The organism is Schaalia sp. 19OD2882, assembly GCF_018986735.1.
Lineage (GTDB): Bacteria > Actinomycetota > Actinomycetes > Actinomycetales > Actinomycetaceae > Pauljensenia.
Genome location: NZ_CP065521.1, coordinates 587,071 through 610,431 on the forward strand (window position 1 = coordinate 587,071; position 23,361 = coordinate 610,431).

Annotated in this window: 18 protein-coding genes; 9 read left to right on the top strand and 9 right to left on the bottom strand. The window is 67.2% G+C overall.

Features of this window, described 5'->3' with window-relative positions:
* Positions 1–256 precede the first annotated feature (256 nt).
* Together I6B53_RS02540 and I6B53_RS02545 are read left to right on the top strand one after the other, a co-directional pair.
* On the top strand, positions 257–1,021 hold the full coding sequence (locus I6B53_RS02540) for an ABC transporter ATP-binding protein (protein WP_216764705.1): 765 nt from the start codon (positions 257–259) through the stop codon (positions 1,019–1,021).
* Entirely contained in the window at positions 1,021–3,486 is a 2,466-nt protein-coding gene (locus I6B53_RS02545) for an FtsX-like permease family protein (protein ID WP_216764706.1), read from the top strand. Before I6B53_RS02540 ends, I6B53_RS02545 begins: the two co-directional genes overlap by 1 nt.
* Before the next feature lie 105 nt (positions 3,487–3,591).
* On the opposite strand, the gene I6B53_RS02550 is transcribed toward I6B53_RS02545, so the two are convergent.
* On the bottom strand, positions 3,592–4,293 hold the full coding sequence (locus I6B53_RS02550) for a response regulator transcription factor (protein ID WP_216764707.1): 702 nt from the start codon (positions 4,291–4,293) through the stop codon (positions 3,592–3,594).
* 259 nt (positions 4,294–4,552) lie between these two features.
* Between I6B53_RS02550 and I6B53_RS02555 the strand changes: the two genes are divergently transcribed.
* A complete protein-coding gene (locus tag I6B53_RS02555; protein ID WP_253953943.1) occupies positions 4,553–5,497 on the top strand; it encodes a histidine kinase in 945 nt (314 codons plus the stop codon).
* 181 nt (positions 5,498–5,678) lie between these two features.
* On the opposite strand, the gene I6B53_RS02560 is transcribed toward I6B53_RS02555, so the two are convergent.
* Genes I6B53_RS02560 through I6B53_RS02575 form a run of 4 tightly spaced genes read right to left on the bottom strand, consistent with a single transcriptional unit; the run spans position 5,679 to position 9,455 of the window.
* Entirely contained in the window at positions 5,679–6,524 is an 846-nt protein-coding gene (locus I6B53_RS02560; RefSeq protein ID WP_216764709.1) for a metal ABC transporter permease, read from the bottom strand.
* Positions 6,521–7,468, bottom strand: coding sequence for a metal ABC transporter permease (locus tag I6B53_RS02565; protein ID WP_253953944.1), 948 nt, complete (start codon positions 7,466–7,468; stop codon positions 6,521–6,523). The genes I6B53_RS02560 and I6B53_RS02565 overlap by 4 nt, the downstream gene beginning before the upstream one ends.
* On the bottom strand, positions 7,465–8,325 hold the full coding sequence (locus tag I6B53_RS02570; protein ID WP_216764710.1) for a metal ABC transporter ATP-binding protein: 861 nt from the start codon (positions 8,323–8,325) through the stop codon (positions 7,465–7,467). The genes I6B53_RS02565 and I6B53_RS02570 overlap by 4 nt, the downstream gene beginning before the upstream one ends.
* Before the next feature lie 8 nt (positions 8,326–8,333).
* On the bottom strand, positions 8,334–9,455 hold the full coding sequence (locus I6B53_RS02575; RefSeq protein ID WP_253953996.1) for a metal ABC transporter substrate-binding protein: 1,122 nt from the start codon (positions 9,453–9,455) through the stop codon (positions 8,334–8,336).
* 274 nt (positions 9,456–9,729) lie between these two features.
* Between I6B53_RS02575 and I6B53_RS02580 the strand changes: the two genes are divergently transcribed.
* Both I6B53_RS02580 and rsmI read left to right on the top strand, forming a co-directional pair.
* Positions 9,730–9,912, top strand: coding sequence for an Rv0909 family putative TA system antitoxin (locus I6B53_RS02580; protein WP_216764711.1), 183 nt, complete (start codon positions 9,730–9,732; stop codon positions 9,910–9,912).
* 110 nt (positions 9,913–10,022) lie between these two features.
* Positions 10,023–10,886 (top strand): 16S rRNA (cytidine(1402)-2'-O)-methyltransferase, encoded by an 864-nt coding sequence (gene rsmI / locus I6B53_RS02585; protein WP_253953945.1) that lies wholly within the window; start codon positions 10,023–10,025, stop codon positions 10,884–10,886.
* A 74-nt stretch (positions 10,887–10,960) separates the two neighbouring features.
* On the opposite strand, the gene I6B53_RS02590 is transcribed toward rsmI, so the two are convergent.
* Together I6B53_RS02590 and I6B53_RS02595 are read right to left on the bottom strand one after the other, a co-directional pair.
* Positions 10,961–11,548: a hypothetical protein gene (locus I6B53_RS02590; RefSeq protein WP_216764713.1), complete on the bottom strand. Its 588-nt coding sequence runs from the start codon at positions 11,546–11,548 to the stop codon at positions 10,961–10,963.
* Between the two features lie 91 nt (positions 11,549–11,639).
* Entirely contained in the window at positions 11,640–12,224 is a 585-nt protein-coding gene (locus I6B53_RS02595; protein ID WP_216764714.1) for an isochorismatase family protein, read from the bottom strand.
* 299 nt (positions 12,225–12,523) lie between these two features.
* On the opposite strand from I6B53_RS02595, the gene metG reads away from it, so the two are divergent.
* Both metG and I6B53_RS02605 read left to right on the top strand, forming a co-directional pair.
* A complete protein-coding gene (metG, locus tag I6B53_RS02600) occupies positions 12,524–14,365 on the top strand; it encodes a methionine--tRNA ligase (RefSeq protein ID WP_216764715.1) in 1,842 nt (613 codons plus the stop codon).
* 269 nt (positions 14,366–14,634) lie between these two features.
* Positions 14,635–18,351 (top strand): alpha-L-fucosidase, encoded by a 3,717-nt coding sequence (locus I6B53_RS02605; protein WP_216764716.1) that lies wholly within the window; start codon positions 14,635–14,637, stop codon positions 18,349–18,351.
* Between the two features lie 112 nt (positions 18,352–18,463).
* Here the strand turns inward: I6B53_RS02605 and I6B53_RS02610 are convergent, their stop codons facing one another.
* Positions 18,464–18,979 (bottom strand): hypothetical protein, encoded by a 516-nt coding sequence (locus I6B53_RS02610; protein WP_216764717.1) that lies wholly within the window; start codon positions 18,977–18,979, stop codon positions 18,464–18,466.
* A 14-nt stretch (positions 18,980–18,993) separates the two neighbouring features.
* A complete protein-coding gene (locus I6B53_RS02615) occupies positions 18,994–20,826 on the bottom strand; it encodes a PspC domain-containing protein (protein WP_216764718.1) in 1,833 nt (610 codons plus the stop codon).
* A 266-nt stretch (positions 20,827–21,092) separates the two neighbouring features.
* Between I6B53_RS02615 and I6B53_RS02620 the strand changes: the two genes are divergently transcribed.
* Positions 21,093–22,511 carry a PspC domain-containing protein gene (locus tag I6B53_RS02620; RefSeq protein ID WP_367880391.1) on the top strand — a complete coding sequence of 473 codons (1,419 nt, stop codon included), beginning with the start codon at positions 21,093–21,095 and terminating at the stop codon, positions 22,509–22,511.
* 2 nt (positions 22,512–22,513) lie between these two features.
* Entirely contained in the window at positions 22,514–23,164 is a 651-nt protein-coding gene (locus I6B53_RS02625; protein ID WP_216765301.1) for a response regulator transcription factor, read from the top strand.
* Positions 23,165–23,361 lie beyond the last annotated feature (197 nt).

Below are 23,361 nucleotides of genomic sequence, written 5' to 3' on the forward strand. Positions count from 1 at the left end.
CAACCGACGCGCGACTGGCGAGCAGGACGATCGCCTCCACCCGCTCTCGCCTCACCCATCCACCTGCCACATGAATGCGCTCCACCACCCCGGCCCGCCAGACCCAGGAGCGCTCCGACCAATGGTGCTGCAGCCTCCATCGAAAGACGGAGATCAGGACGCAAAACCCCTCGTTCGCAGTATTCCCGCAGTTCAGGAATGTCTCTAACGTTCGTAGTTGTCCGATCCTCCACCTGATCGAGGAGTTGAACGCCACATGAGCGTTACCGAATGGTGGCACAGCGCCACAGGAACAGACCACGTCATCGAGGCCCGGGGCGTGACGAAGGTGTACGGCCAAGGCGAGGCCCGGGTCGTCGCCCTCGACGGCGTCAGCCTGACCATCCGAAAAGGCGAGTTCGCCGCCATCATGGGCCCCTCCGGCTCCGGCAAGTCCACCCTGCTGCACTGCCTGGCCGGCCTGGATTCCCCCACCTCCGGCCAGATCCTCATCACCGGGATCGATCTGGCCGCCATGAACGACAAGCGCCTCACCCAAGTGCGCCGCGACAAACTCGGCTTCATCTTCCAGTCCTTCAACCTGTTGCCCTCACTGACCGCCGAGGACAACATCCTGCTGCCCATGCGACTGGCACACCGCAAGCCGGACAAGGCCTGGTTCGAGGCAGTCATCACCACCCTGGGCATCGGCGACCGCCTGACGCACAAGCCCAACGAACTCTCCGGTGGACAGCAGCAGCGTGTTGCCGTTGCCCGCGCCCTGGTGGGCCGTCCCGATGTCATCTTCGCCGACGAGCCCACCGGTGCCCTGGACACCGCCTCTGCCGCCAACCTCCTGGAGACCCTCGCCCGCATGTGCGAAACCTTGGGCCAGACCATCGTCATGGTCACTCACGACGAGGACGCGGCAGCAACGACCACGCGCATCATCAGGTTGCGCGACGGCCATGTCATTGACGACGCCCCCGTGTCGCGCCACGTCGGCGCCCACGCCCGTGTCACGGGAACGGGAGGCTGCTGATGCCCGCCATCTTCGACGTGAGGCGCGCCATCGCCGCATTCGTCGCAGTGATGATGAGTGCCGCCCTCATCGCTTTCGCCCTCGTCGTCTCCGGCTCATTCCGCACCCAGATGCAGTCGCAGGCCCGCCTGTCCGTGGGAGACGCGGATGCCGTCGTCACCGACCAGCGTCTGCCCAGCAGCACCGAAGGAGGGCTGGACGAGGCCCTCGTGTCGCGGATCTCCGGGATCGACGGTGTCTCCTCCGTCCGAGGCTCGCACTGGTCTCACCTCAAACTCGATCTGCCCCCACAGTTGGCGAACTCGATCGGCGGTACCGTCGTGGTCCAGGACGTGCCCGTTCTCACCGAGCACACGACCCTGACCAGCGGTCGGCTCCCATCCGCAACCGGTGAAGTCCTCGTCAGTACCGACCTGGCCGAGCAACAGGGGCTTGGCGTCGGTGACACGATCCGCACCAAAACCCCCGAGGAGACCACGCGCGCGGCCTCGTCCGTCGTCGGCGTCATCTCCCCGGGCGCAGATTCCCACCTCGCTGGAACCGGAACCGTCTACGCCACCACCGATCAGATCGTGGCGCTCGGAGGGGAGCGAGACTACCGCTACCTGTATGTGACCGGTTCACCGGGCAACAGCCCTGCTGATCTGCGCGAGAAAGTGGCCGCAGCGGTGGAGGCGGTCCAGCCCTCGGCATTGGTGCAGACCGCTGATGAGGAGATCTTCCAGCGCGCGAGCAACGAGGAGGGGAGCACAACCATTGCAACAGTCCTCAACCTGCTGGCCCCGGTGTGCGCGATCGTCGCCATGATCGTCATCGCCACCACCTTCACCACTCTCGTGGCAAGACAGACCCGCACCATCGGGCTCCTGCGCTGCGTCGGCGCCAGCCGGGGGCAAGTGCTGCTCGCCATCGTGCGCACGGGCCTGTTGACCGGAGTGATCAGCTCCGTCCTCGGGGCCGGGCTCGGAGTCGGCAGTGCCGCGATCCTGATCCGCTCGGGAGTCTTCGCCGACCTGGTCGCAGAGCACTTGACGATCTCCCCGCTCTCAGTGGCCCTCGCCATCGGGCTGGGATCCTTGACCGCACTCATCGCAGTACTGCGTCCCGCCCGCAGGGCCACACGCATCTCACCACTGGTGGCCCTGACCGGACAGAGCGCCGACGTGAAACAGGCGGCACGCAAGCACCGATGGGTCGCAGCCGTCGGGGCGGTCATCGTCCTCGTCGGAGGGATCCTCGCCGCACTGGGGGCCACAGGAGGGCAGCTGCCCCTCGCAGCCGGCGGAAGCGCCCTGACCGTCGCCGGCTTCCTGGCGATGCTGCCCTTCCTCACGACAGCGATCGCCCAACTCGTCGGAAACCTCGGTTCGCCAGGACGATTTCCGATCCTCCACTTGGCCATCCGCAACCTCATTGCCGACTCCGGTCGTTCCGCAGCGACGACGTCCACGTTCTTCGTCTGCGTGCTGGTGGGCTCAGCGCTCTTCGTCGGCCTGTTCTCCCTGCGCGGGTCCTTTGACGAACTGGTGCACCGGGGGTCGCCCGTCGACGTGCAGATCCACGGCATCACGCCGAGCACGGACGTCAAGGGCCTCACCTCCACCATTGCATCCGTCAACGGGGTTGAGAAAACGCTCACCGTCCCCTCGATCGAGGTGACCAGGAACTTGGGAGAACAGCAGGAGAAGCTCTACGTCGTCAGCATCGACAAAGTGCAGGCCGCCACCGTCGTTCGATCCACCCTCGGGCTGGAGGACCTGTCCGATGACACACTCATCGTGGGCGACATCTATCACATTCCCGACGGCACGCAAGTCACCCTCACCGGACCCGGCGGCCAGTCCACGCTGACGGCACGAGTGCGTGAGGGCTGGGGCGCGGCGATCACCCCCGCCACGGCGCAACGCCTCACGGCGGGCACACCCACGGACTCGATGATGTGGATCCGCACGAGCGAAGACTCCTCCGGCGCGACAGAGAAGGCGATCCGGGAGGCTTCCCGGGGACAGGACCTCATGGTCGTGGGAAGCGCGGCGGCCCGGGCACAAGTCGAGGAGAACATCAACCGCATGATCTTCATCGTGTGCCTCGTCATCGGAGCGGCCTTCATCATCTCCTTGTCCGGCATGGCCAACACCATCGATGTCTCAGTCCTGGAACGCACACGTGAGATCGGTGTCCTGCGCGCCACCGGTTCGAGTCGATCGGAGATCAAGCGCCTCATCATCACCGAAGGAGTGCTCCTCGCCGTGGTCGGCGGAACCCTGGGGCTCATCGCGGGAAGCGCCCTGGGCGCAGCGGACACCTTGGCAGCGTTGAAAGACGGCGGGATCACCCTCGTACTCCCTCTGGTCGCGCTCGCGGGCATCTTTGGTGTGACACTGCTCGTCGCCGTGTCGGCCGCGCTCGTCCCAGCAGGCCGGGCGAGCGCGGTGGCACCGGTTGCGGCGCTGGCCGAGGACTGAGGGTTCAAAGCACACAAGCGCTCGACGACAATGGCACCATTCCTTCTGCGCTGCGGCAACACCGTCGAATGTCGCTGCAGCGCAGAAGGCCGTCAGGCATCCGCTTCAGGTGTCATCAGCGACTCGGGCGGCAGGTCGCATCTCCTCTTGGTGCACGGCCACGACGAGCTTCAGCCGGGAGTTCACGCCGTACTTCTTCATGACATGCGAGATGTGGGTCTTGACGGTGGCCTCGGAGAGGCAGAGTTTCTCCGCGATCTCCGCGTTGGAGCACCCCTCGCAGAGGAGGGCGAGAACCTCGGTCTCGGCTTGGGTGATGCCGGGGCGGGGCGCTGCCATGGGGCGCAGGTGGTGGGCAACGAGGCGGGAGGCGGTGGCCGGGGAGATGGTCGTGCCGCCGTCGCGGGCGGCGTGGACGGCGCGAATCACCTCCTCGGGGGAGGAGTCCTTGAGAAGGAAGCCGTTGGCTCGTTGGTCCAGCGACGTTCTCATGGCCTCATCGTCATCGAATGAGGTGAGCATGATGACGGCGGTTTCCGGCATCTCCTGTTTCACGGTGGTGAGGAGCTCCAGTCCATCCGTACCCGGCATGCGCACATCGGTGATGAGCACATGCACCTGGTGGTGCCGGAGGAAGGCCAGCGCCTGCTTGGCCGAGTTGAAGGTGCGGAGCACCTCGATCCTGTCATCCTCTTTCAGGTAGGCCCGTAGGGCTTGCAGGACCATCGGATCGTCGTCGACGACCACCACTTGGCACCTCTCATCGCGGATGTCGGCTTGCGCAGAGGGGATGGCGTCATCATGCATGGGAGAATTTTAACCATCACGTTCCCCCCCTCCGAGAGGTGCCACCATGTGTCCTCACAGAAGCGATGAGCTGACCTTCCCCGTGTGGCGGCCCACGAGGCAAGCGCATCTGATGCAGGCGGGGATCGCTCTGTTCCTGTTCGTCATCTCTCCGGTCATGGTCGACTCCTGGCAGCCACGGGGTCTGGGGCTCACTGCGCTCCTCGTGGCATGCCTCCCCCTGTCCTCACTGCACCCTGCTGCCGGCCTCAGCGCAAGCATGGTCCTCGGCTGGACGGCCTTGTTCGGAGTGGAGCCAATTGCCTTGGCGGCCCTCTCCACTCCCTTGTTCATCTGCACGCTCCTCCTCGCCAGGGGATACCCGCGCTGGGTGCCCTATCTGGCGGCTGGGGCCCATGGCCTCGCCTTCGTCGTCTACATGCACATGGCGTTTTCGCCCCCTGGCGCCCACGTTGGCCTCATCTTGACGGGGATCGTCGCCACCCCTTGCCTCGTCGGCGCTGAGATCGTTCGGCGTCATCGCCACATGGTCACCACGAGCGAGCGGAATCGCCGGGAGAGATTGGAGCAGCAGCGGCGCCTGGTGGTCTCCGAGCTCCATGACACCGTGGTCCGCGACCTGAGCCATGCGGTCATGCTCGCCGAGCAGAGCCGGCTGGCGCATCCCGATGACGATCTCCTCCAACGAGAGCTGGCCACCGTCATCCTCCCGGTCCGCACCGCCCTACGGCAGTTGCGGCAAGGTCTCAAGGCAATGAGCACCGCAAAGGGGGATGACGCACTCCTGCTCCTGGCATCCTCCCCGCCGCCGCGCCTTTCCGAGACCATCGCGGGGTCCCGGGCCTCACTCGCCGATCGCGGCGCAACGCTGGTCGAGGAAGGCATTGAGCTCTTGGACAACCCGATGATCACCCCGGGTGTGCATCAGCAGTTGGTGAGGGTCATTGGCGAGCTCATCACCAATGCCTCGAAGTACGCCTCCCCGTCTTCCACGGTCTCGCTGGTCGTTGAGTGCGATGGGCGTACCGTCGAATGCATGTGCGTCAACGCGATCAGTTCCGATGTGCCCACCAGCTCGGAGCTGTCCTCGAAGGTTGGTCTGGACGGGGCACAGCGTCGGATCGAGACCTTGGGAGGAACCTTCACTGTGAACAGATCGGCCGAGCGGTGGTCGGTCGTCTTCAGCGTTCCGATCCAGGTCTAGTTGCCTCAAGGCCGGGAATTGACTTCCCCTCCGATTCCTTTCGGCCGCTTGACGCGCCGCGTGGGGAGTTTTCCGGATTCCGTCCAGTACACCCAGAGTGACGAAGCCGGCGAGACGATGGCCGAATCATCACGAGATGGCGGACGAATCTCGCGGGTTGAGCGGGCGGCGAGTGCAGCGCTCAGCGGGCGATGCGCAGGCGGAATCGGTGGGCTCCTGTGGCGCCCAGGTAGGTGATTCCGGCCAGGACGGCAATGGTGCCGCCGGCGGACAGGTCAGCGATGACGGCAACTCCCAGGCCGAGCAAGCCGAGGCCGGCGCCCAGGAGCGGCGACCACACCACGAGGCTGAGTGCCGAAGGCGCCCACGGCTTGAGACTGGCCGCAGGAGCGGCCAGCAGAGCCAGGGACAGTACCGTGCCCACTGCGGGGATGACGACCACCGTGGTCAACACGACCAGGGCGAGGATGGCGCCCTCGGCCAGTTCCACCCTGCCGCCGTGAGCGCGAAATCCGTCCTCGTCGAAACTCAGCGCGACCAAGTGACGTCCGCGAAAGACCACCAGCGCAGTGGCGAGGGCGAGCACCGTGGCGGCGGCCGCGACATCAGCCACATTCACGTGCAGCAATGACCCCGTGAGGAAGGAGGTGATCTGCAAGGGCAAAGGAGCGAACCACTTGGCCAGGAAGTAGCCCAACGCGAATCCGAAAGTCAGGACGATGCCGGCGGCTGCCTGCGGAGAAATGCCCCGGATGCGCGAAAGTCCTCGCATGAGCCACGCAAGGGGCACGCACATGGCGAATGCTCCGGCGAAGAGCCACACCGACAGCGACTGCTGGTCGGCCCCAAGTGCGGCTCCAACGACCACGCCCAGGACGGCCCCCGGGAAAGTCCCGTGAGTCACGGATTCGGCGAAGAAGACTCGCCCACGCATGACGGCCAAGGCACCGACCAGCCCACACAGGGCGCCGACCGCCACGACCTCGAGGATCGGAAGACGAAGAATGTCCAGCAGTACCGGTGTCATGCGCTGAGCGCCTCCTCGGCACGCGGGGTGGTGGGCCGCGCGTGGGAGCGCCCTCGACGTCGAATGAATTGGAGGATCTGCTGAGCGGCCAGGGCCACGGGAAAGGAGGCCAGGACCATGAGGGCCACACTCGCCTGGGGCGACACCAGCCGGGCGGAGGGCAGGGTTGCCAGCCACAGGCCGAGCCAGCCGCCGGCCACTCCTGCCAGGATTGCGAGCAACGCCATGGTCCGCGGCGAGGACGACAACAGCCGCGCTGCGGCCCCCGGCACCACCATGTAGCCGATGACCAGCAGCACTCCGACCGCCGATGCGGCCGAGACCACCACCGCGGCGATCGCCGTGTTCAAGGCCAAGTCGACCAGCGTCACGCGGATCCCGCAGGCGCGAGCCCCGTCGGGGTCGAAGGCGACGAAGACCTGGGCTCGCCATGTCAGCGCCGCGAGAACCATGCCGACCGAGCAGGCCGCAAGGGCCTGGAGGAGCCGCGCATCGGTGACCTCCAGCATGCGGCCGAACATGAGCGCCTCCAGCTGTCCCGAGCTGTCCCCGACCCGCAGTGACAGGACGATGCCGACGGCGAAGAACGAGGTGAGGACCACTGCGGTGGCGCTCTCACTTGCTCCTCCTGAGCGCATTGTCCATGTGAGTGCCGCAACGACGAGGATGCTGACCAGCGCAGCGCCGGGCAGGATGCCTTCGAGTCCTCCCCACAGTGCGCCGCCGACAATGCCGGGGAAGACGGAGTGGACCATTGCCTCCGCATTGAACTCCACACGCCGCAGATTGACGATGGTCCCGACCAGGCCCGCGGTCATCCCCAGCGTGACGAGCAAGAGGAAGGGGCGGAAGAAGTATGGGGTCGATGCCACAGTGACGAAGCCGGGAACGCCGGCAAGTGCATTCCTCAGCGCTTCCAGGGCCTCCAGGAGCAGAGAGGTCATGAGGCGCGTCCTGCCGGCTGGCGAGCGGCCGGGCCGGCTTCCGTGGGGGCAGGACCCGTGGGGCCCAGGGCGGCAAGCGTGGGGGAGGCGGGAGCAGAATCGGTGAGGTCGACGCTGGCGAGGCGGGCCACCGTGAGCGAGTGCTCGCGAACCACCTCGTCGCCGGCGTGCCCCCCGTAGGCCAGGGCGAGCACCTCCGGAGCCAGAACCTGCTCGACACCGCCGAAAGCGACCTGCCGCCCTGCCAGGAGCAGCGCGTGGTCGCATGCGTGCCTGGCAAGGTCGAAGTCGTGAGTGGACGCCAAGAAGGCGACCCCTTCCGCCTTCATCTGTTGGATCTGGTCGAGCAGGGCGGCCCGGTTCGGCTCGTCCAACCCATTGAAGGGTTCGTCCAGAAGGACCAGCCCCGGGTCGCCGACCTGGGCCCTTGCCAAGAGGACCCGTTGGCGCTGCCCGCCCGAGAGCTCGCCGAATCGTCGATCGGCGCGGTCGGCCAGGCCCACCCTTTCGAGGGCCTGGCCGACCTTGGCCCGTCCGTGACGCCCAAGGCGTCCCCACCACCCGAGTCTGGCGACAAGTCCCATGGTCACGACTTCGCGCACCGTCACCGGGAAGGTGAGGTCGACGTCGACGGACTGGGGGACGTACCCGATCCGCGTGTCGCCCAGGTCCACGGTGCCCTCCAACACCCTGACGGCCCCGAGGACGGCCCGCAGCAGGGTCGTCTTTCCAGAGCCGTTCGGTCCGACGAGGGCGACGGCCTCGCCCTCGTGGATGTCGAAGTGCAACTGCCGGACCACGGGCGTCCCGGCGTATCCGAGGGCCGCATCGGTGAAGGACAGGACTGGGCGGGGCATGGCAGTGCTCACTTCAAGGAATCGGGCTGGGGCGCCAGGGTGCCGCCCCATGCGGTGACCAGGGTGGTCACGTTGTGGATGATCGAGCCGGTGTAGGTCTCTCCTTCGGAGCCCTTGGGGCCCAAGGAGTCGCCGTACAGGGCGTCGTCGCCGATGACGGCCTTGACCCCTGCCGCGCGGGCGACCGCCTCGATCGACTTGGAGTTGTTCGAGTTCTCGGCGAAGAGGGCGGTGGCTCCCGACTTCTTCACTTCGGCTGCGGCTTTGGTGATGTGATCGGCAGTGGCGTCCTGCTGGTGGTTGAAGTCCGACAGGGCGGCGCCGATGAATTTCACTCCGTAGGAGGCGGAGAAGTAGCCGAAGGCGTCATGGGAGGTGAACAGCACCTTGTGCTGTTCCGGGATCGAGTCGATCGACGCGGCGGCCCATGCGTCGAGGTCACTGAGCTTCTTCTTGTAGGCGCTCACCTGTGATTCGAAGAGCGCCTTGTTCTTCTCGGAGGTCATGGAGAGGAACTCTCCGATGTTTTCCACCTGGACCGCCGCATTCTTCGGGTCGGTCCACACGTGCGGGTCGAAGCGGAACTCGGCCTGGGATTCACCGTCCTCGGGCGGGAAGGGCCACGGGCTGACTTCGATCGTCTTGGAGCCGCGAGCGACCTTGTAGGGCAGGTTCTGCTCCGCCTTGAGTTGTGCGTCAAGGTCGTCACGGTCCTTGGAGGACAGGACGCCGGAGGTCACCCCCATGATCCCCTTGAACCCGGAGGATTCCACGGCGGCGTCGAGGAAGTGTTCGAGGTCGACTCCGTTGACCAGGAGCAGGTCTGCTTCGGCCATCGCCGTGGCCTGCTTGGGGGTCAGTTCGTGCTCGTGCGCCGAGGCGTTGGGGGCGAGCAGGCATGTCAGGTCGATCGTCGAGGCTGCCGAAGACGGGTCCGCTCCGAAGGTCTCGGTGGTGCCCTCGGCGGTGTTCTTGACGAGGGCGAGAGTCGGTGTGGAGGAATTGTCGGCGGCGATCTGGGTGACGTAGTCGCAGATCTGCGTGGTGGTGGCGACGATTTTCACGGTGTTGGCCGCCTCGGAATTCCCCCCGCTTTGCGCGCCGGCGCCGCCGGTGTGACATCCGGTCAGTGCCAGTGTCGAGGCGACGCAGAATGCGCCGGTTGTCAGTGCGATGCGTGAGGGGGTCACGTGTGGTCTCCCGTTCCTGTTCGTCGGCGGTGCTTTTCAACATCGACCACCCAAAGTTTCGGGTGCCCGAATAATCCGGAGGCTACACCTTTCGGGCATCCGAAAACAAGGGGGACCTCGGCCGGTGCGGGCTCGGCCGTGCAGGTCACTCGTTGCCCGGGAAGTGCCTGTACCATTGCTGGGATACTGCAACCCAGAGAAGGGGAGGACCCGCATGAACCTCGATGACATCACCAAGCAGGCACAGGGCGCCGTCGAAGGCGTTCTGCGCGACGAGGCTTCCACTGACAAGGCCCTCGACATGGCGGCCGACGCCGCCAAGCAGGTGACCGGTGGCCGCTTCGACGAGCAGATCGACGCCGCGCGCACCGCAATCGACGAGAAGATCGGCGAGTGATCGCCTGATCCGACGAGCCCCTTCCAGGGCTTTCCATGACGGGGTCGACCCTTCGGGGTCGGTCCCGTTCCACGTGCGGGCCCGCTCCCGCGAGATGTGACAATGGGCGGGTGGAAAATGACGACCGCCACGTCCAGCCTCCGGGTTCGATTCTGCTGGCCGCAACCCCCATCGGGGACATCCGAGATGCCTCTCCGCGCTTCGTGCGCGCCCTTGGAGAGGCCCAGGTCGTGGCCGCCGAGGACACCAGGCGTCTGTTGGCCCTGGCCAAACGCCTCGACGTGCGCATCAATGGCAGACTGCTGAGTCTTCACGACCACAACGAGGGCGAGCGTGCCGCCCAAGTGGTCTCCATGGCCGAGGGCGGAGCGCGGGTCCTCATCGTCTCGGACGCCGGAATGCCCACCGTCTCCGACCCCGGCTACAGGGTCGTGTGCCGAGCCGTCGAGGTCGCAGTGCCGGTCTCGGCGCTTCCGGGACCTTCCGCGCCGGTCACCGCGTTGGCGGTGTCAGGGCTTCCCAGCGACCGGTTCAGCTTCGAGGGATTCCTGCCGCGCAAGGACGGGGAGGCCCGCCGTCACCTGACCTCCGTTGCGTCGATGCCCCACACCTTGATCTTCTTCGAGGCGGCCAAGCGACTGAACGAGACGCTGGTCCGCATGGCTGACGTGCTCGGAGGCCACCGCAGGGCCGTCGTCTGCCGAGAGCTGACCAAGACCCACGAGGAAGTGCTGCGGGGTGAACTCACCCAGCTCATGGCCCAAACCCGCGGCGAAGTGCTGGGGGAGATCACCATCGTTGTCGAAGGAGCGCGAGGAGTGTGCGATGCCCAGGACCATGTGGGTGCCGTCCTGGCGCTGGTCGCGGAAGGCATGCGCCTGAAAGAGGCGGCCGCCGAGGTGGCCGAAGCCACCGGGGCGCGCAAGAACGACCTGTACAAGGCGGCGCTGGCCCGGCGGGACAAGGAAATGTGACTTTGCCCGATGCGGCCCGCGGCAAGCGGGTGCGCGTCAGTGACGACGGGCACCGGCCAAAGGGCCCGCCTCCATCAGGCGCGGACCGCCTTCCACACGAGGCCACCGATGACCATGAGCACGGCGGCGATCCAACCGAAGATGCCGAAGAGGATTCCTCCGACGAACCCGAAGATCCCGCCGACGAACCCGGACAGCTGCGATCCCTCACCGATCTCCAAGGTCGACTTGTAGGAGGAGGCCACAGTGCATGTGATCGTGTACCGGCCGGCCTCCTGGGAGGTGAATTCGAGAATCTGTGCACGACCGTTCACGGTCATCGAACCCGAGGGGTCGCTTGCGACGATCTCCAGGCCGCCCGGCGACACGGCGGTGCATTCGGCATCGGCCTGGGCCGATCTGCTCCGAGGCGCGTAGATGGCGTAGAGGGTCGATGCCTTGAGTTTCATCTGGGTGGATTCGGTGGTGGACAGGCGTGTGAGGTCCGTACTCGGCATCGCCGAGAGGAAGTTCGTCAGACCCAGGGCCATGACCACCGAGGCGACGACGGCCACGATGATGCCGGCGACGATGAGGATCATCGGTCCCGGGCCGCGTTTGACGGGTCGTTGCGCGCCCATCGGGGGCACGGGAGCGCCGTAGGGGGGCATCGATTCACTCATCTCTTCTGCTCCGATCAGTCATGGGGGCCTGCGGGTCGGTGGCGAAGACCTGCGGGTGCGGCAGGGGTCGGCGCCAGTGGTGTGGCCACGCTCATGACAGGCCTTCGCGTGAGGTCGACAGGACTTCGGCAATCCCGGCCTCCGCCAGGCGCATCGAGGCCGCTGCCCCGGTCTCGGGGGAGACCGGCTCGGTGAGGTCCGACAGGACGCGCACGCGGAAGCCTTCCGCCGCAGCATCCAGGGCGGTTTCGCACACGCAGTGCGACTGGGCCAGGCCCACGACGTCGACGCAGGTGACACCGGCGCTGCGCAGGGCCTCTGCCAGTGTGGTCCCGTCCTGGGTCGTTCCCTCGAATCCCGAGTAGGCGGCGCTGTACTGTCCCTTCTTCACGGTGACATCCGCCCCGAGGTCTGCAAGAGCCGGGTGCAACTCGGCCTCGGTGGTGTCCGCCACGCCATGCGGGGGCCAGGTGTCGACGTAGTCCGGGGTGGCGGAGAAGTGCTCGCCCGGGTCCACGTGCCAGTCCTGGGTGGTGACCAGCAGATCGTAGTCGCCCCGGTGTGCGGCCACGTAGGAGGCGATGCGTCGGGCGCTGGCGTTGCCTCCGGACACGGGCAGTGCTCCACCTTCGCAAAAGGTCGGCTGGACGTCGACGACGATGAGTGCGCGTGCCATGCGTTGCTCCTCGGTGGCGGCTCGGGACCGGGTGGGCGGAAGGGTTTTCCCGCCCCGGCGGGGGCCGGGGCGGGCCCCGCCTCCCACGCTAGTCGCGTGCCGCCCCCATGTCCTGTGCGGGCGTCCTCGCAAAGGGGCGACCTCCAGTGCCTCACAGTCGACGTCGCGGGTGACCCGATCCGCCTCCTGCCGGCGTGTAGCACGCGGCGCGACCGCCGCAGGTGCTCCCGCGAGTGCGCAGGGCGCAGGTGGCCCCGCCCTCGTCAATGGTTGTCGGAGCGCGACTAGGATGGGACCCCATGAGCCGCATCCTCTCCGCCGTCGCATGGCCCTACGCCAACGGCCCCCGCCACATCGGACACGTCGCCGGATTCGGCGTCCCCTCTGACGTCTTCTCGCGCTACATGCGCATGGCGGGACACGAGGTCCTCATGGTCTCCGGCACCGACGAACACGGCACCCCCATCCTGGTGGCGGCCGACGGCGAGGGAGTCACAGCCCGCGAACTGGCCGATCGCAACAACCGACTCATCGTCGAAGACCTGGTCAACCTGGGCCTGTCCTACGACCTGTTCACCCGCACCACTGCGGGCAACCACTATGCGGTGGTCCAGGAGATGTTCGAAGTCGTCCGCGACAACGGGTACATGATCCAGCAGGTCACGCGGGCCGCGATCTCGCCCTCGACAGGACGTACCCTGCCCGACCGCTACATCGAAGGCACCTGCCCCATCTGCTCCACCCCCGGCGCGCGCGGTGACCAGTGCGACGCCTGCGGCAACCAGCTGGACCCCACCGACCTGATCGACCCGCACTCGCGAATCAATGGAGAGACCCCGGAGTTCGTCGAATCCACCCACTGGTTCCTGGACCTGCCGGCCTTGGCCCAGGCCCTGTCGCAGTGGCTGGACGAGCGCGAGAAGTCCGGTACGTGGCGGCCCAATGTCATCAAGTTCTCCAAGAATTTCCTCGACGACATCCGCCCGCGCGCCATGACCCGCGACATCGACTGGGGCATCCCGGTGCCCGGCTGGGAGGACCAGCCCACCAAGCGCCTGTACGTGTGGTTCGATGCCGTCATCGGCTACCTGTCGGCCTCCATTGAATGGGCGCGCCGCAGCGGCGAGCCCGAGGCGTGGCGCAAGTGGTGGAACGACCCGGAGGCCCTGTCCTACTACTTCATGGGCAAGGACAACATCGTCTTCCACTCGCAGATCTGGCCGGCGGAGATGCTGGGCTACAACGGCGGCGGCTCCAAGGGCGGCGAGCCCGGCACCTTGGGCACACTCAACCTGCCCACCGAGGTCGTCTCCAGCGAGTTCTTGACCATGGAGGGCAAGAAGTTCTCCTCCAGCCACGGCATCGTCATCTACGTGCGCGATTTCCTCTCGCGCTACCAGGCCGACGCGCTGCGCTACTTCATCAGCGCGGCCGGTCCGGAGACCTCCGACGCCGACTTCACGTGGGCCGAGTTCGTGCGCCGCACCAATGGTGAGCTGGTGGCCGGATGGGGCAACCTGGTCAATCGCACTGCGTCAATGATCGCCAAGAAGTTCGGCCAAGTGCCCGCCCCGGGCGAGTTGGAGGAAATCGACCGCGTCCTGCTGGACGCCCTGTCCGCCGGATTCGACGAGGTCGGGGACCTCATTCGTCACCACCGTCAAAAGGCCGCCTTGGCTGCGGCGATGCGCCTGGTGGGTGAGGCGAACAAGTACGTCACCGACACCGAGCCCTTCAAGCTCAAGGCTCCTGAGCAGCAGCAACGCCTGGCGACCGTCCTGTGGGTCCTGGCCCAGGCGGTGTCCGACCTGAACCTCATGCTCAGCCCCTTCCTGCCGCACGCCGCCAATGCGGTGGACGCCGTCATGGGTGGTGCGGGCGACGTGGCCCCAATGCCCCGCATCGAAGAGGTCGAGGAGCTGGACCCGCAGGTGCTGCCCGCCGCCTTCGAGGGGCGCAGCGGCTACCCGATCATCACCGGCGACTACTCCGGCTTCCCCGCGTGGGCGCGTCGCGACGTGGTGGTGGGCACTCCCATTGCCAAGCCGACTCCGGTGTTCACCAAGCTGGATGAGTCCATCGTCGAAGAGGAGTTGGCACGATACGCCGACATGGTCCCCGACGACGTCACCGGGGCCTGAGGGCGCGCTCCCTCCATCGAGGCCACGGGGTGGTGCGAATGGCCTCTGACCTGGTAAATTGACCGGAAAGTTGATTGCGTTTTAGGTCCAAGGTCGCATGCCGGCCGATGGCGAGGATCGTCGTGGGCACATCCGGGTGGCGTTGACCTGCGAAGTGTGAATTCGTGTCCGAGGCCCACACATAGCATGTACGAGGGCTTCGCAGGAGAGGCCCCTGACGGACGCTGACGTCCGCACCCATCGCACAGACACGGAAGGAGATTCGCCGTATGCTCGCGCGACGAATCCTGGGTGGTGCCGCCACAGCGGCACTGCTCATTTCGGGAGGAGCCCTTTCGCCGGCGCTGGCCTCCCCGTCGACGGCCGACCTGGCCGTCGGCGACGTCCAGGGAACCCCGGCACTGGTGGAGACCTCGTCCAACCCGCGCATCGCCGCCTGGCAGAACCTGCAATTCGGCCTGTTCATGCACTGGGGCGTCTACTCGATGTACGAAGGCATGTACAAGGGCAAGCCCCAGCACATGGGCTACCCCGAGCAGATCAAGGCATGGGAGAAGATCCCGCGCAGCGACTACCTGGCACAGGCGTCGAAGATGACCGCGGACAAGTGGGACGCCGCGCACGTGTGCCGCACCGCCAAGAAGGCCGGCATGAAGTACGTGATGATCACCTCCAAGCATCACGACGGCTTCGCCATGTGGGACACCAAGACCACCGACTACAACGTGGTCAAGCAGACTGCCTTCGGCAAGGACCCGATGAAGCAGCTGGCGGACGAATGTGCGAAGGTCGACATGAAGCTCGCCTTCTACTTCTCCATCATCGACTGGGAGAAGCACGAGCCAGAGCCGTGGGGCAACCAGAACCCGATCACCGACGAACACCTGCAGTACAACCTGGCCCAGATCACCGAGCTGATGACCAACTACGGTCCGATTGCCGAGTTCTGGTTCGACATGGGCGGCCCCACCGCCGAACAGTCGCAGAAGATGGCCGACAAGGTCCACGAACTGCAGCCCGAGACCACCGTGGTCAACTCGCGCGTGTGGAACAAGAAGGGTGACTTCGAGGTCGGCGGCGACAACGCGGTCCACGGCTCCTTCACATTGGGTCCCTGGGAGTCGATCCGCTCCATCTTCCCGGCCTGCTGGTCCTACTGTGTCGACGGGCGCGCCAACCGCGCCGAGGACCGGATCCTTCCCAACGCCAGAGCCGCCATCAACGACCTGGTCAAGGTCGTCTCCAACGACGGCAACTTCGCCTTCAACATCGGCCCCAAGGGTGACGGCTCCTTCGACCCCTTCGACCAGAAGGTTCTGGACGAGTTGGCGGCGTGGCACACCCGCCACCCCGACGCCATCGACGGGGCCCGCGCCACGTGGTTCCCGAACCAGTCCTGGGGTGCGGTCACCGGCAAGGGCAATTCGCTGTTCCTGTTCCCGACCTCGTGGAAGGAGGGGGCCCAGCTGACCCTGAAGGGCTTGGCCAACAAGGTCACCTCTGTCACCATCGACGGAGTCGGCACTGCTCTTGACCACACGCGCAACGGCCTGGACCTCACCGTCACGCTCAAGGGGGACGCCCCCGACAAGTTGCGTTCCGTGGTCCGTGTCGACCTGGAGGGCGAACCGCGCATGGTTCCCACCCAGACGCTTGAACTGACCCAGGGAGCCGGCACCGTCGAGGCCAAGAACATCGCCCTGCGCACCACCGGCACCGGCCAAGCCAAGAGTTTCGCCGACGCGTGGGTGGTGGACCGCGCCGGCGTCACCTACCGTGACGTCGAGGTCGAGTTCTCCGGAGTCGAGGGCCTCAAGGCCGACACCACCTATGCCGTGACCTTCGGCGACAAGACCGTGGAAGTCACCGGGGCCGAGCTCTCGCAAGGCCCGCTCTCCGGTTTCACCCTGCTGCCCAATCAGGTCACCCGCGTGAGCATCAAGCAGGCCAAGCCCGTCTACTACACTGATGGGCTGGGTCTGAAGTTCGGTTCGATCAAGATCACCGGCTACAAGGACGGCATTGCCCAAGTGGCTCCGCAATTCACCGTGCAACCGCAGGACGCCACCGTGGTCGAGGGCGACGAGGCGACCTTCACGGCAAGCGCCTCCGGACGTCCTCGCCCCACCTACCAGTGGTACCGGGTGGGACGCGACGGTACGAAGAGCGCCATCAAGGGCGAAACCTCGACCTCGTACACCATCACCTCGACGAAGGCCGATGACGGCGTCAAGTTCTACGTCGAGGCCACGAATGCGGAAGGCAAGGCGACCTCGTCCGAAGCCCTGCTGACCGTCACCGAGCCGGTGGTGAACCTGGCGCTGAAGAAGCCCGCACGCCAGTCCTCCGAGGGCTGGTTGGGCGGAGCGGCCTCGCGCGCCAACGACGGCAACACCGACGGTGAATGGGAGAACTCGTCCGTGTCCGGCACCGCCCCTCAGGACAACCCCTGGTGGGAGGTCGACCTGGAGGACACCTACGCAGTGGGCACGGTGAACGTGTTCAACCGCGCTGAGAGCGACGACTGCTCCGGCGTACCCTGCTCCGAACGTTTGCGCGACTTCTACGTCATCGCCTCGGCCGACAAGTTGCCCGACGAGATGTCCATGGACGACTTGGCCGCCCGCGCGGCCGCAGGAGTCAAGGACGGAGACACCTACAAGGTCATCAAGGTCGAGGGCAAGGGTGCCTACCCGTCGACCGTCGACTTCGGCGGATTCGAAGCCCGCTGGGTTCGCGTGGCCCTGCCCGGCTCCCTCACGGAGTTGAACCTGGCCGAGGTCGAGGTCATCGAGGCCCCCACTGAGCCGAGCGTGTCGATCTCGGCCACGGGCGATCCCGAGTCCGACTTCGTGCTGAAGGACGGGCGCGCCACCGTGCGCCCCGGAACGACGGTGACCTTCACCGCCACTGCCGACGGACAACCCGCTCCGACCCTGCAGTGGCAGAAGCAGAAGGGTGGCACCTGGGTCGATGTCGCCGACCAGACCGGTCAGGCCTTCACCATGACCGTCGCAGTCGAGGACGATGACGCCGCCGTCCGCGTGGTGGCGACCAACTCGGCGGGCAGTGACACCTCGGATCCAGTGGCACTGACGGTCAACGACCCGCCCACGGTCTCGGCGATCAGCGCCAAGGCCGGCGGCGCCGTCGTGGAACCGGCGGACGACGGCGCCTGGCAGAAGGTCACGGTGGACAAGGACACCGAAGTCGAGCTCTCGGCCACCGTCAAGGGTTTCCCTGCACCCGAACTGCAGTGGCAGACCCGCCCGGTCTCCGGCGGCGAGGACGACTGGACCAACCTCGATGGCAAGACCGGTGCGACGTTGACCGTCACTGCCTCGGAGGACACGCAGGCCGTCCTGCACCGCCTGGTGGCCAAGAACAGGGCCGGAACAGTCGACTCGGCGCCGCTGCGCGTGGCCATGAAGCCTGCCACCCCGCCGAACCCGGATCCCCAGCCGAACCCGGATCCGAAGCCGAATCCCGACCCCAAGCCCAACCCGGACCCGAAGCCGAATCCCGACCCGGCGCCGGGCCTGAAGGTGACAGCCGAGCCCGTCACCGTGACCGTGGGCAAGGAGCTGGTGGTGCGGATCTCCGGGATGAAGCCTGGTGAGACGGCGACGGTCTCGGTCCACTCCGATCCGGTGGTCATCGGCACGGTCGAGGCCGGGCCCGATGGCACCGCGTCCTTGGTGTGGAAGGTCCCGACCGACTTCCCGGTCGGCGCCCACCGCCTGGTGGTCCAAACGCCCACCAGTGGCACCACGGAGATCCCGCTGACCATCCGTTCGGTTGCGGCCGATCCGAACAAGCCCGCTGATCCGAGCAAGCCGACTGATCCGAAGTCGACGTCGAAGCCCAGTGGCAAGGGCATCCTGGCTGAGACCGGTGCCGAGTCGGTGTTGACGGTGGGCCTGTGCCTGACCCTGATCGCCGGCGGCGCCATCTTGAGGGTGGCCTCTCGACGCCGCCAGAGGTGAGCGGCGCACTGCGCCTCACGAATCGGAGCCCCCTCCCGCTGCGGGAGGGGGCTCCTGGCGTCCTGGAAGCGTGATGCCGAGCAGACTGCAAGGGTCAGGGAAGTGACTCGGCTCAGCCCTTCTTCGCACGTCCGACGAACAGGGCCAGGACGATCAGGCCCACACCCAAGGCTGCGACCATGGAGATGAGGATCATCGGCAGGTCGACGTGCTGCAGGAAAGCCGTGCCGATGAGCAGCAGCCCGGTCAGCAGGACGACCGATGCCCACAGGGCCTGGCCCACGCGGATGCCGCGTGCGGGGGCTTCCGGTCGGGACACCGGTGCCTCGACCTTGACGGTGGAGGGGGCCGAAGCAGGGGCGGGTGCCGCCGGCATGGCTGCGGACGAGGAGGCGGCCGAAGAAGCAGTTTCGGTGGTTGCGCCTGCACTTGCCGCTGGTGTCGCCTCGGTGAGGGGCGTTCGATCGGGTGCGGCCGATGCCATTTCGCTGCTCGCTTCGACGACCGGCGTCTCGTCGTGCCCCATGGACGCCAACTCCGTGGTCGCGTCCACGTGCAGTTCCGTGGTGGCGGCCTCTGTGCGCACGGAGTCCTCGGTGGTCGGATCGGGGGTCTTCTTGGTGCTCATCGTGTGTTCCTCCTTCAGCGTCCGGTGGACTGCGCAGCATCGCCACGCGAGGTCGTGCGAGTCGACTGGGACTGGTCCGTGTGACCAGGTCGGGTCCGGTCAGGGGTGGTCGGTTCGGACGGCGCGTCGGTCAAGGGGGCGGGTGAGGCCTCCTCGTCGCCGATCAGGGTCACGTCCAGCGAATCAACGAAGGGCCACACGTGGACGGTGATCCCCCGGCCCTCGCGCCAGGTGGCCGAATGCCACACGGTGGCCCCGTTCGGGGTGGCGGCGACCTCGTTCGCCCTGGAAGCAGTGACGCCATCGGAGTCGGTGATGGTGACAGAGTCGACGACCGTGTGCGCCACGATTCGCACCGGCATGCTCACGCGGGTGAACACGCGCAGATTGTCGACTGCGGCGCCACGGATCGTGATCTCCCTGTCAAGGTCACTGGGGGCGGTCGACAGGTCCAGAACCAGGTCGTCGGTGACGACTGCGGTGTGGATCTCTTCATCCGTCCAGTCGGCGTCGACGCGGGAGGTGATGGCGGACTCGAAGTCGTGCAGGCCGCCGGTCTCGACGAAGTGCGGGGACTGCAAAGAGCCCGCACCGATGAGCAATGTGGATCCGGCCAGCATCATGCCGAAGACCGACAGGGCGATCAGCCAACCTGCCCCACGGTCCTTGACTGCGGCGATCAGCATTGCCACGGCGACGACCAGCAGGCACAGGCCACCGCCGACCAGGATCAACTGGCCGGGCAGGTTCCACCCGAAGGGCGCCAATGGGCCCATGCCGGCGTTCAATTGGTCGACCGAGAGGCGGACGCCGAGGAAGGTGAGGGCGATGAGCAGTACGACCAGACCTGTGACCGCCAGGTTCCACGAGGTCGGGACCACTCGCGGGGTCACGATGGCCGGCCGCGGCGGGACCCAGGCGACCGGCGTCGGGGCGGCCGGCCCTGGGGCAGTCGCCCAGGCCTGCGGTCCCGGGACGCCCCGGTGGACGGGGGGCACGGCGGGCATGGTGTGCATGGCGGGTGCACCGTACACGCCGGATGCGCCGCGCATGGCGGCGGCACCCGGGGCCGGTGCGCCAGGGGCAGTGGGGCCGCCGGGAACCGGATGGGCGGGTCCGGCCATGGGCGCCGCCCCGTGGGCTGCGGGCGCGGGGTGTGTGTTCGGGTTGTGCGCCGGCATGGCGCCGACGGGGCCCGCTGGGCGCTGGGTGGGGGGCACAGTACCTCCGAGGGGGGGCGAGGGAGTGGGAACAGGGGTGCGTGAACCGCCGTCGAAGGCGAAGTAGAGGGCGACGCCCACCACGACGAGGACGGCCAGGACGAATGCGCCGGGCAGCAGCAGGAGCCCGCCCGAGGACAGGGTTGCCGACAGGAACGAGGTCGTCCCCGTGAGTCCGGCCAGCAGGAGAATCGCGGCTCCCAGGTGCGAGGCCTCGAAGTCCCCGTGCGTGAGGGTTTCGAGGGCGATCCGCCCGTCACGCTGGGCGGGCAGCAATATCCACCCCAGCGCGTAGAGGATGGCGACCGGGGACAGGACCAGTGTGAGAATCACCGTGAGGCCACGGACCAGGATCGGATCCCATCCGAAGTGTTCGGCGATGCCGGTGCACACTCCACCGAAGACCCGGTGCTCGGATCGGTACCAGCCCGAGTATCGCAGCGAGTTGAAGAATCCAGTGGGGCGGGGGCCCTGCGATGCGTGGGGCGTGTGGGCGTGGAAGTTCGGGTCGGCGGGTGCGGCACCCGCCTGGGGCGGGGGGGCCGCGGAGTGGGCCGGCCCTGCAGCGGCCGGGCCGCCTTGCGTGCGCCAGTCGGAAGCGCCAGGGTGCGCAGTGTTCGTGTCCATGTCACCACTGTGCCCGCAGGAGGCGCCCCGGCGACATGGGGTGTCCCCCTGATCGCCCCCTGATTGGACCCGTGGACCTCGGGGACGAGGGCGCCGAGGGTGGGAGGATGGGGACCATGGAAGCGAATGGCCGTGCTGTGGAACCAGAGGCGAATGGCGCCTCGGAGGCACCGCATTGGGGTCCTGCCCCCGAAATGGCGTCGGCTCCGCCCTCCTCACCTGAGGCAACCCCGCAACCCCCGCCGCTGACAGGGTCTGGCACCCACGTGCCCCTCTACACCGCTCCCCGCACCGCCCTCGCCGCCACTGCCGACCCGGCCAATGACTGGGTCCGCCCCGAACCGCGACACTCCCGCCCTCCCCTGCGGAGGGCGACGGCAGGTTCCCCGGACATGGCCACTCCGTGGGCGGCGGGAGTCTGTGCGGGCCTGGCGCGGCACCTGGGCGTGTCCGCCACATGGATACGTGGAGCCTTCGTCGTGACAGGACTGGCTCTGGGCATCTCGGTGCTGCTCTACCTGTGGCTGTGGATCATGGTCCCCGCCGACCGCTATGAGGAACGCCGGGCCGAAGCGGGCCTGCTGGGTGCGGGCCTTCGGACTCGGGACTCCGAACGTGAGCGGATCACCGAACGCAACCGGCTGCTCACGGCGGGGGTGGCGGCGCTGGTGCTGGCGGCGCTGCTCTTCGCCCTGCTGCGACTGTCCGCCGGCAACCAGCGCGACATCCTGTCCGCGGTTCTGCTGGTCTTCGGCATCCTCCTGGTGTGGAGCCAGGCGGGACGTGCCCTGGACATGAAGTCGCCGGACTTCGTCGCCTCCGTGGCTGCGGGTCTCATCTCGGTCCTCGGCGGTCTGGCACTGCTGGTCTTCGGCGGCGACCCGGCCGACGCCCTGCTGCGCGGAGGCGTGGTCGGCGGAGTCCTCATCGGCGGAATGATGGTGGCCGTCATGCCCCTGTGGTTGCGCGCCAGTCGAGAACGCAACGCCTCACGCGTCCAACAGGTCCGCGACGCCGAACGCGCCGAAATCGCCGCCCACCTGCATGACTCCGTGCTGCAGACCCTGACCCTGATTCGTGCCGGCGCCGAGGAGCCCTCGCGTGTGCGCGCACTGGCGCTGGCCCAGGAGCGTGAACTCCGGGCCTGGCTGTACACCGGCAGGCACGAGGCCGCCACCTCCCTTGCCCAGGCACTGCGCGAGGCCCTGGACCAGGTGGAGAGCACGCACGGAGTGCCCGTCGAATTGGTCACTGTCGGCGACGTCGAACCGGGACCCGCCGAACTCGCCCTCGTCGCCGCCACTGCAGAAGCCGCGAAGAACGCGGTGCGACACGGCGCCCCGCCCGTCACCGTGTACGTCGAAGCGCGCCACGGGGCAGTGGACGCCTATGTGAAGGACCGCGGGCCCGGCTTCGACATCGCCACGATTCCCGAGGACCGTCACGGAGTACGCGGGTCGATCATCGGGCGAATGGGAAGGGCCGGTGGATGCGCCACCATCAGGCGCCTGGACCCCGGTACCGAGGTCCACCTGTCCTTGGCGGCGCCCGGACGCGCCGAATCGGCGCCCGGGGCCGCACCGACCGCATACTCGAGTCCTGTGGGATCTGCATCCTTCGGACCTGCCCCCACCGGAGGGGCTCCCGCCCACCAGAAACCCCCCGTCGCCACACAGGAGGTATGACCATGACCGTGAGGATCCTCGTCATCGACGACCACCCGATGGTGCGCGCGGGCGTGCGCGCCGAGATCGAAGGCTCAGGCGCTGACCTTGTCGTCGTCGGAGAAGCCGCTGACGTCGACGGCGCCGTTGCCGCCTGCCATGAGCTGCGTCCCGATGTCGCCCTGCTCGACGTGCACCTGCCCGGCGGAATGGGTGGGGGAGGGGCCGAGGTCGCCAGCCGCTGCCAGGACGTCGAGGGCCTGCGATTCCTGGCCCTGTCCGTCTCGGATGCCGCCGAGGACGTCGTCGCCGTCATCCGTGCGGGCGCTCGCGGGTACGTCACCAAGTCGATCTCCACCCCGGACCTGGTCGAAGCCATTGGGCGTGTGGCGGGCGGTGATGCGGCATTCAGCCCGCGCCTGGCCGGTTTCGTCCTGGATGCCTTCGGCACGGCGATGGTGGCCGCCGCCGACGACGAATTGGACCTGCTGTCGATTCGCGAGCAAGAGGTCATGCGTCTGATCGCCCGAGGGTACACGTACAAGGAAGTGGCCTCGGAACTGTTCATCTCGATCAAGACCGTCGAGACGCACGTCTCCGCCGTGCTGCGCAAACTTCAGTTGTCCAACCGCAATGAGTTGACCCGCTGGGCGATGCAGAGGCACATCGTCTGACGGGGTCGTCGGGCGGCGGGGCCGAGGGTGTGGGAGCGGCGTGTTCCGGTCGTGGCTCGGAAAGCCGGGGGCACGCTTTCGTGACATCTACAGGGAAATGTGTTGACTCATACATGACCGGGCCGTGGCGATTCGCTGGGGTGCATTCCGGTGCGCGATAGGATCGAGGTCCGTGCGGGGAGAGGTCCCCGCAGGGA

Bases quoted from the DNA above. Each gene is read 5' to 3' on its own strand.
- metG (WP_216764715.1), top strand. From the start codon at position 12,524: ATGAGCCGCATCCTCTCCGCCGTCGCATGGCCCTACGCCAACGGCCCC.
- I6B53_RS02580 (WP_216764711.1), top strand. From the start codon at position 9,730: ATGAACCTCGATGACATCACCAAGCAGGCACAGGGCGCCGTCGAAGGC.
- I6B53_RS02625 (WP_216765301.1), top strand. From the start codon at position 22,514: ATGACCGTGAGGATCCTCGTCATCGACGACCACCCGATGGTGCGCGCG.
- I6B53_RS02550 (WP_216764707.1), bottom strand. From the start codon at position 4,293: ATGCATGATGACGCCATCCCCTCTGCGCAAGCCGACATCCGCGATGAG.
- I6B53_RS02605 (WP_216764716.1), top strand. From the start codon at position 14,635: ATGCTCGCGCGACGAATCCTGGGTGGTGCCGCCACAGCGGCACTGCTC.
- I6B53_RS02545 (WP_216764706.1), top strand. From the start codon at position 1,021: ATGCCCGCCATCTTCGACGTGAGGCGCGCCATCGCCGCATTCGTCGCA.
- I6B53_RS02560 (WP_216764709.1), bottom strand. From the start codon at position 6,524: ATGACACCGGTACTGCTGGACATTCTTCGTCTTCCGATCCTCGAGGTC.
- I6B53_RS02565 (WP_253953944.1), bottom strand. From the start codon at position 7,468: ATGACCTCTCTGCTCCTGGAGGCCCTGGAAGCGCTGAGGAATGCACTT.
- I6B53_RS02540 (WP_216764705.1), top strand. From the start codon at position 257: ATGAGCGTTACCGAATGGTGGCACAGCGCCACAGGAACAGACCACGTC.
- I6B53_RS02595 (WP_216764714.1), bottom strand. From the start codon at position 12,224: ATGGCACGCGCACTCATCGTCGTCGACGTCCAGCCGACCTTTTGCGAA.
- I6B53_RS02615 (WP_216764718.1), bottom strand. From the start codon at position 20,826: ATGGACACGAACACTGCGCACCCTGGCGCTTCCGACTGGCGCACGCAA.
- I6B53_RS02570 (WP_216764710.1), bottom strand. From the start codon at position 8,325: ATGCCCCGCCCAGTCCTGTCCTTCACCGATGCGGCCCTCGGATACGCC.
- I6B53_RS02590 (WP_216764713.1), bottom strand. From the start codon at position 11,548: ATGAGTGAATCGATGCCCCCCTACGGCGCTCCCGTGCCCCCGATGGGC.
- I6B53_RS02610 (WP_216764717.1), bottom strand. From the start codon at position 18,979: ATGAGCACCAAGAAGACCCCCGATCCGACCACCGAGGACTCCGTGCGC.
- I6B53_RS02555 (WP_253953943.1), top strand. From the start codon at position 4,553: ATGGTCCTCGGCTGGACGGCCTTGTTCGGAGTGGAGCCAATTGCCTTG.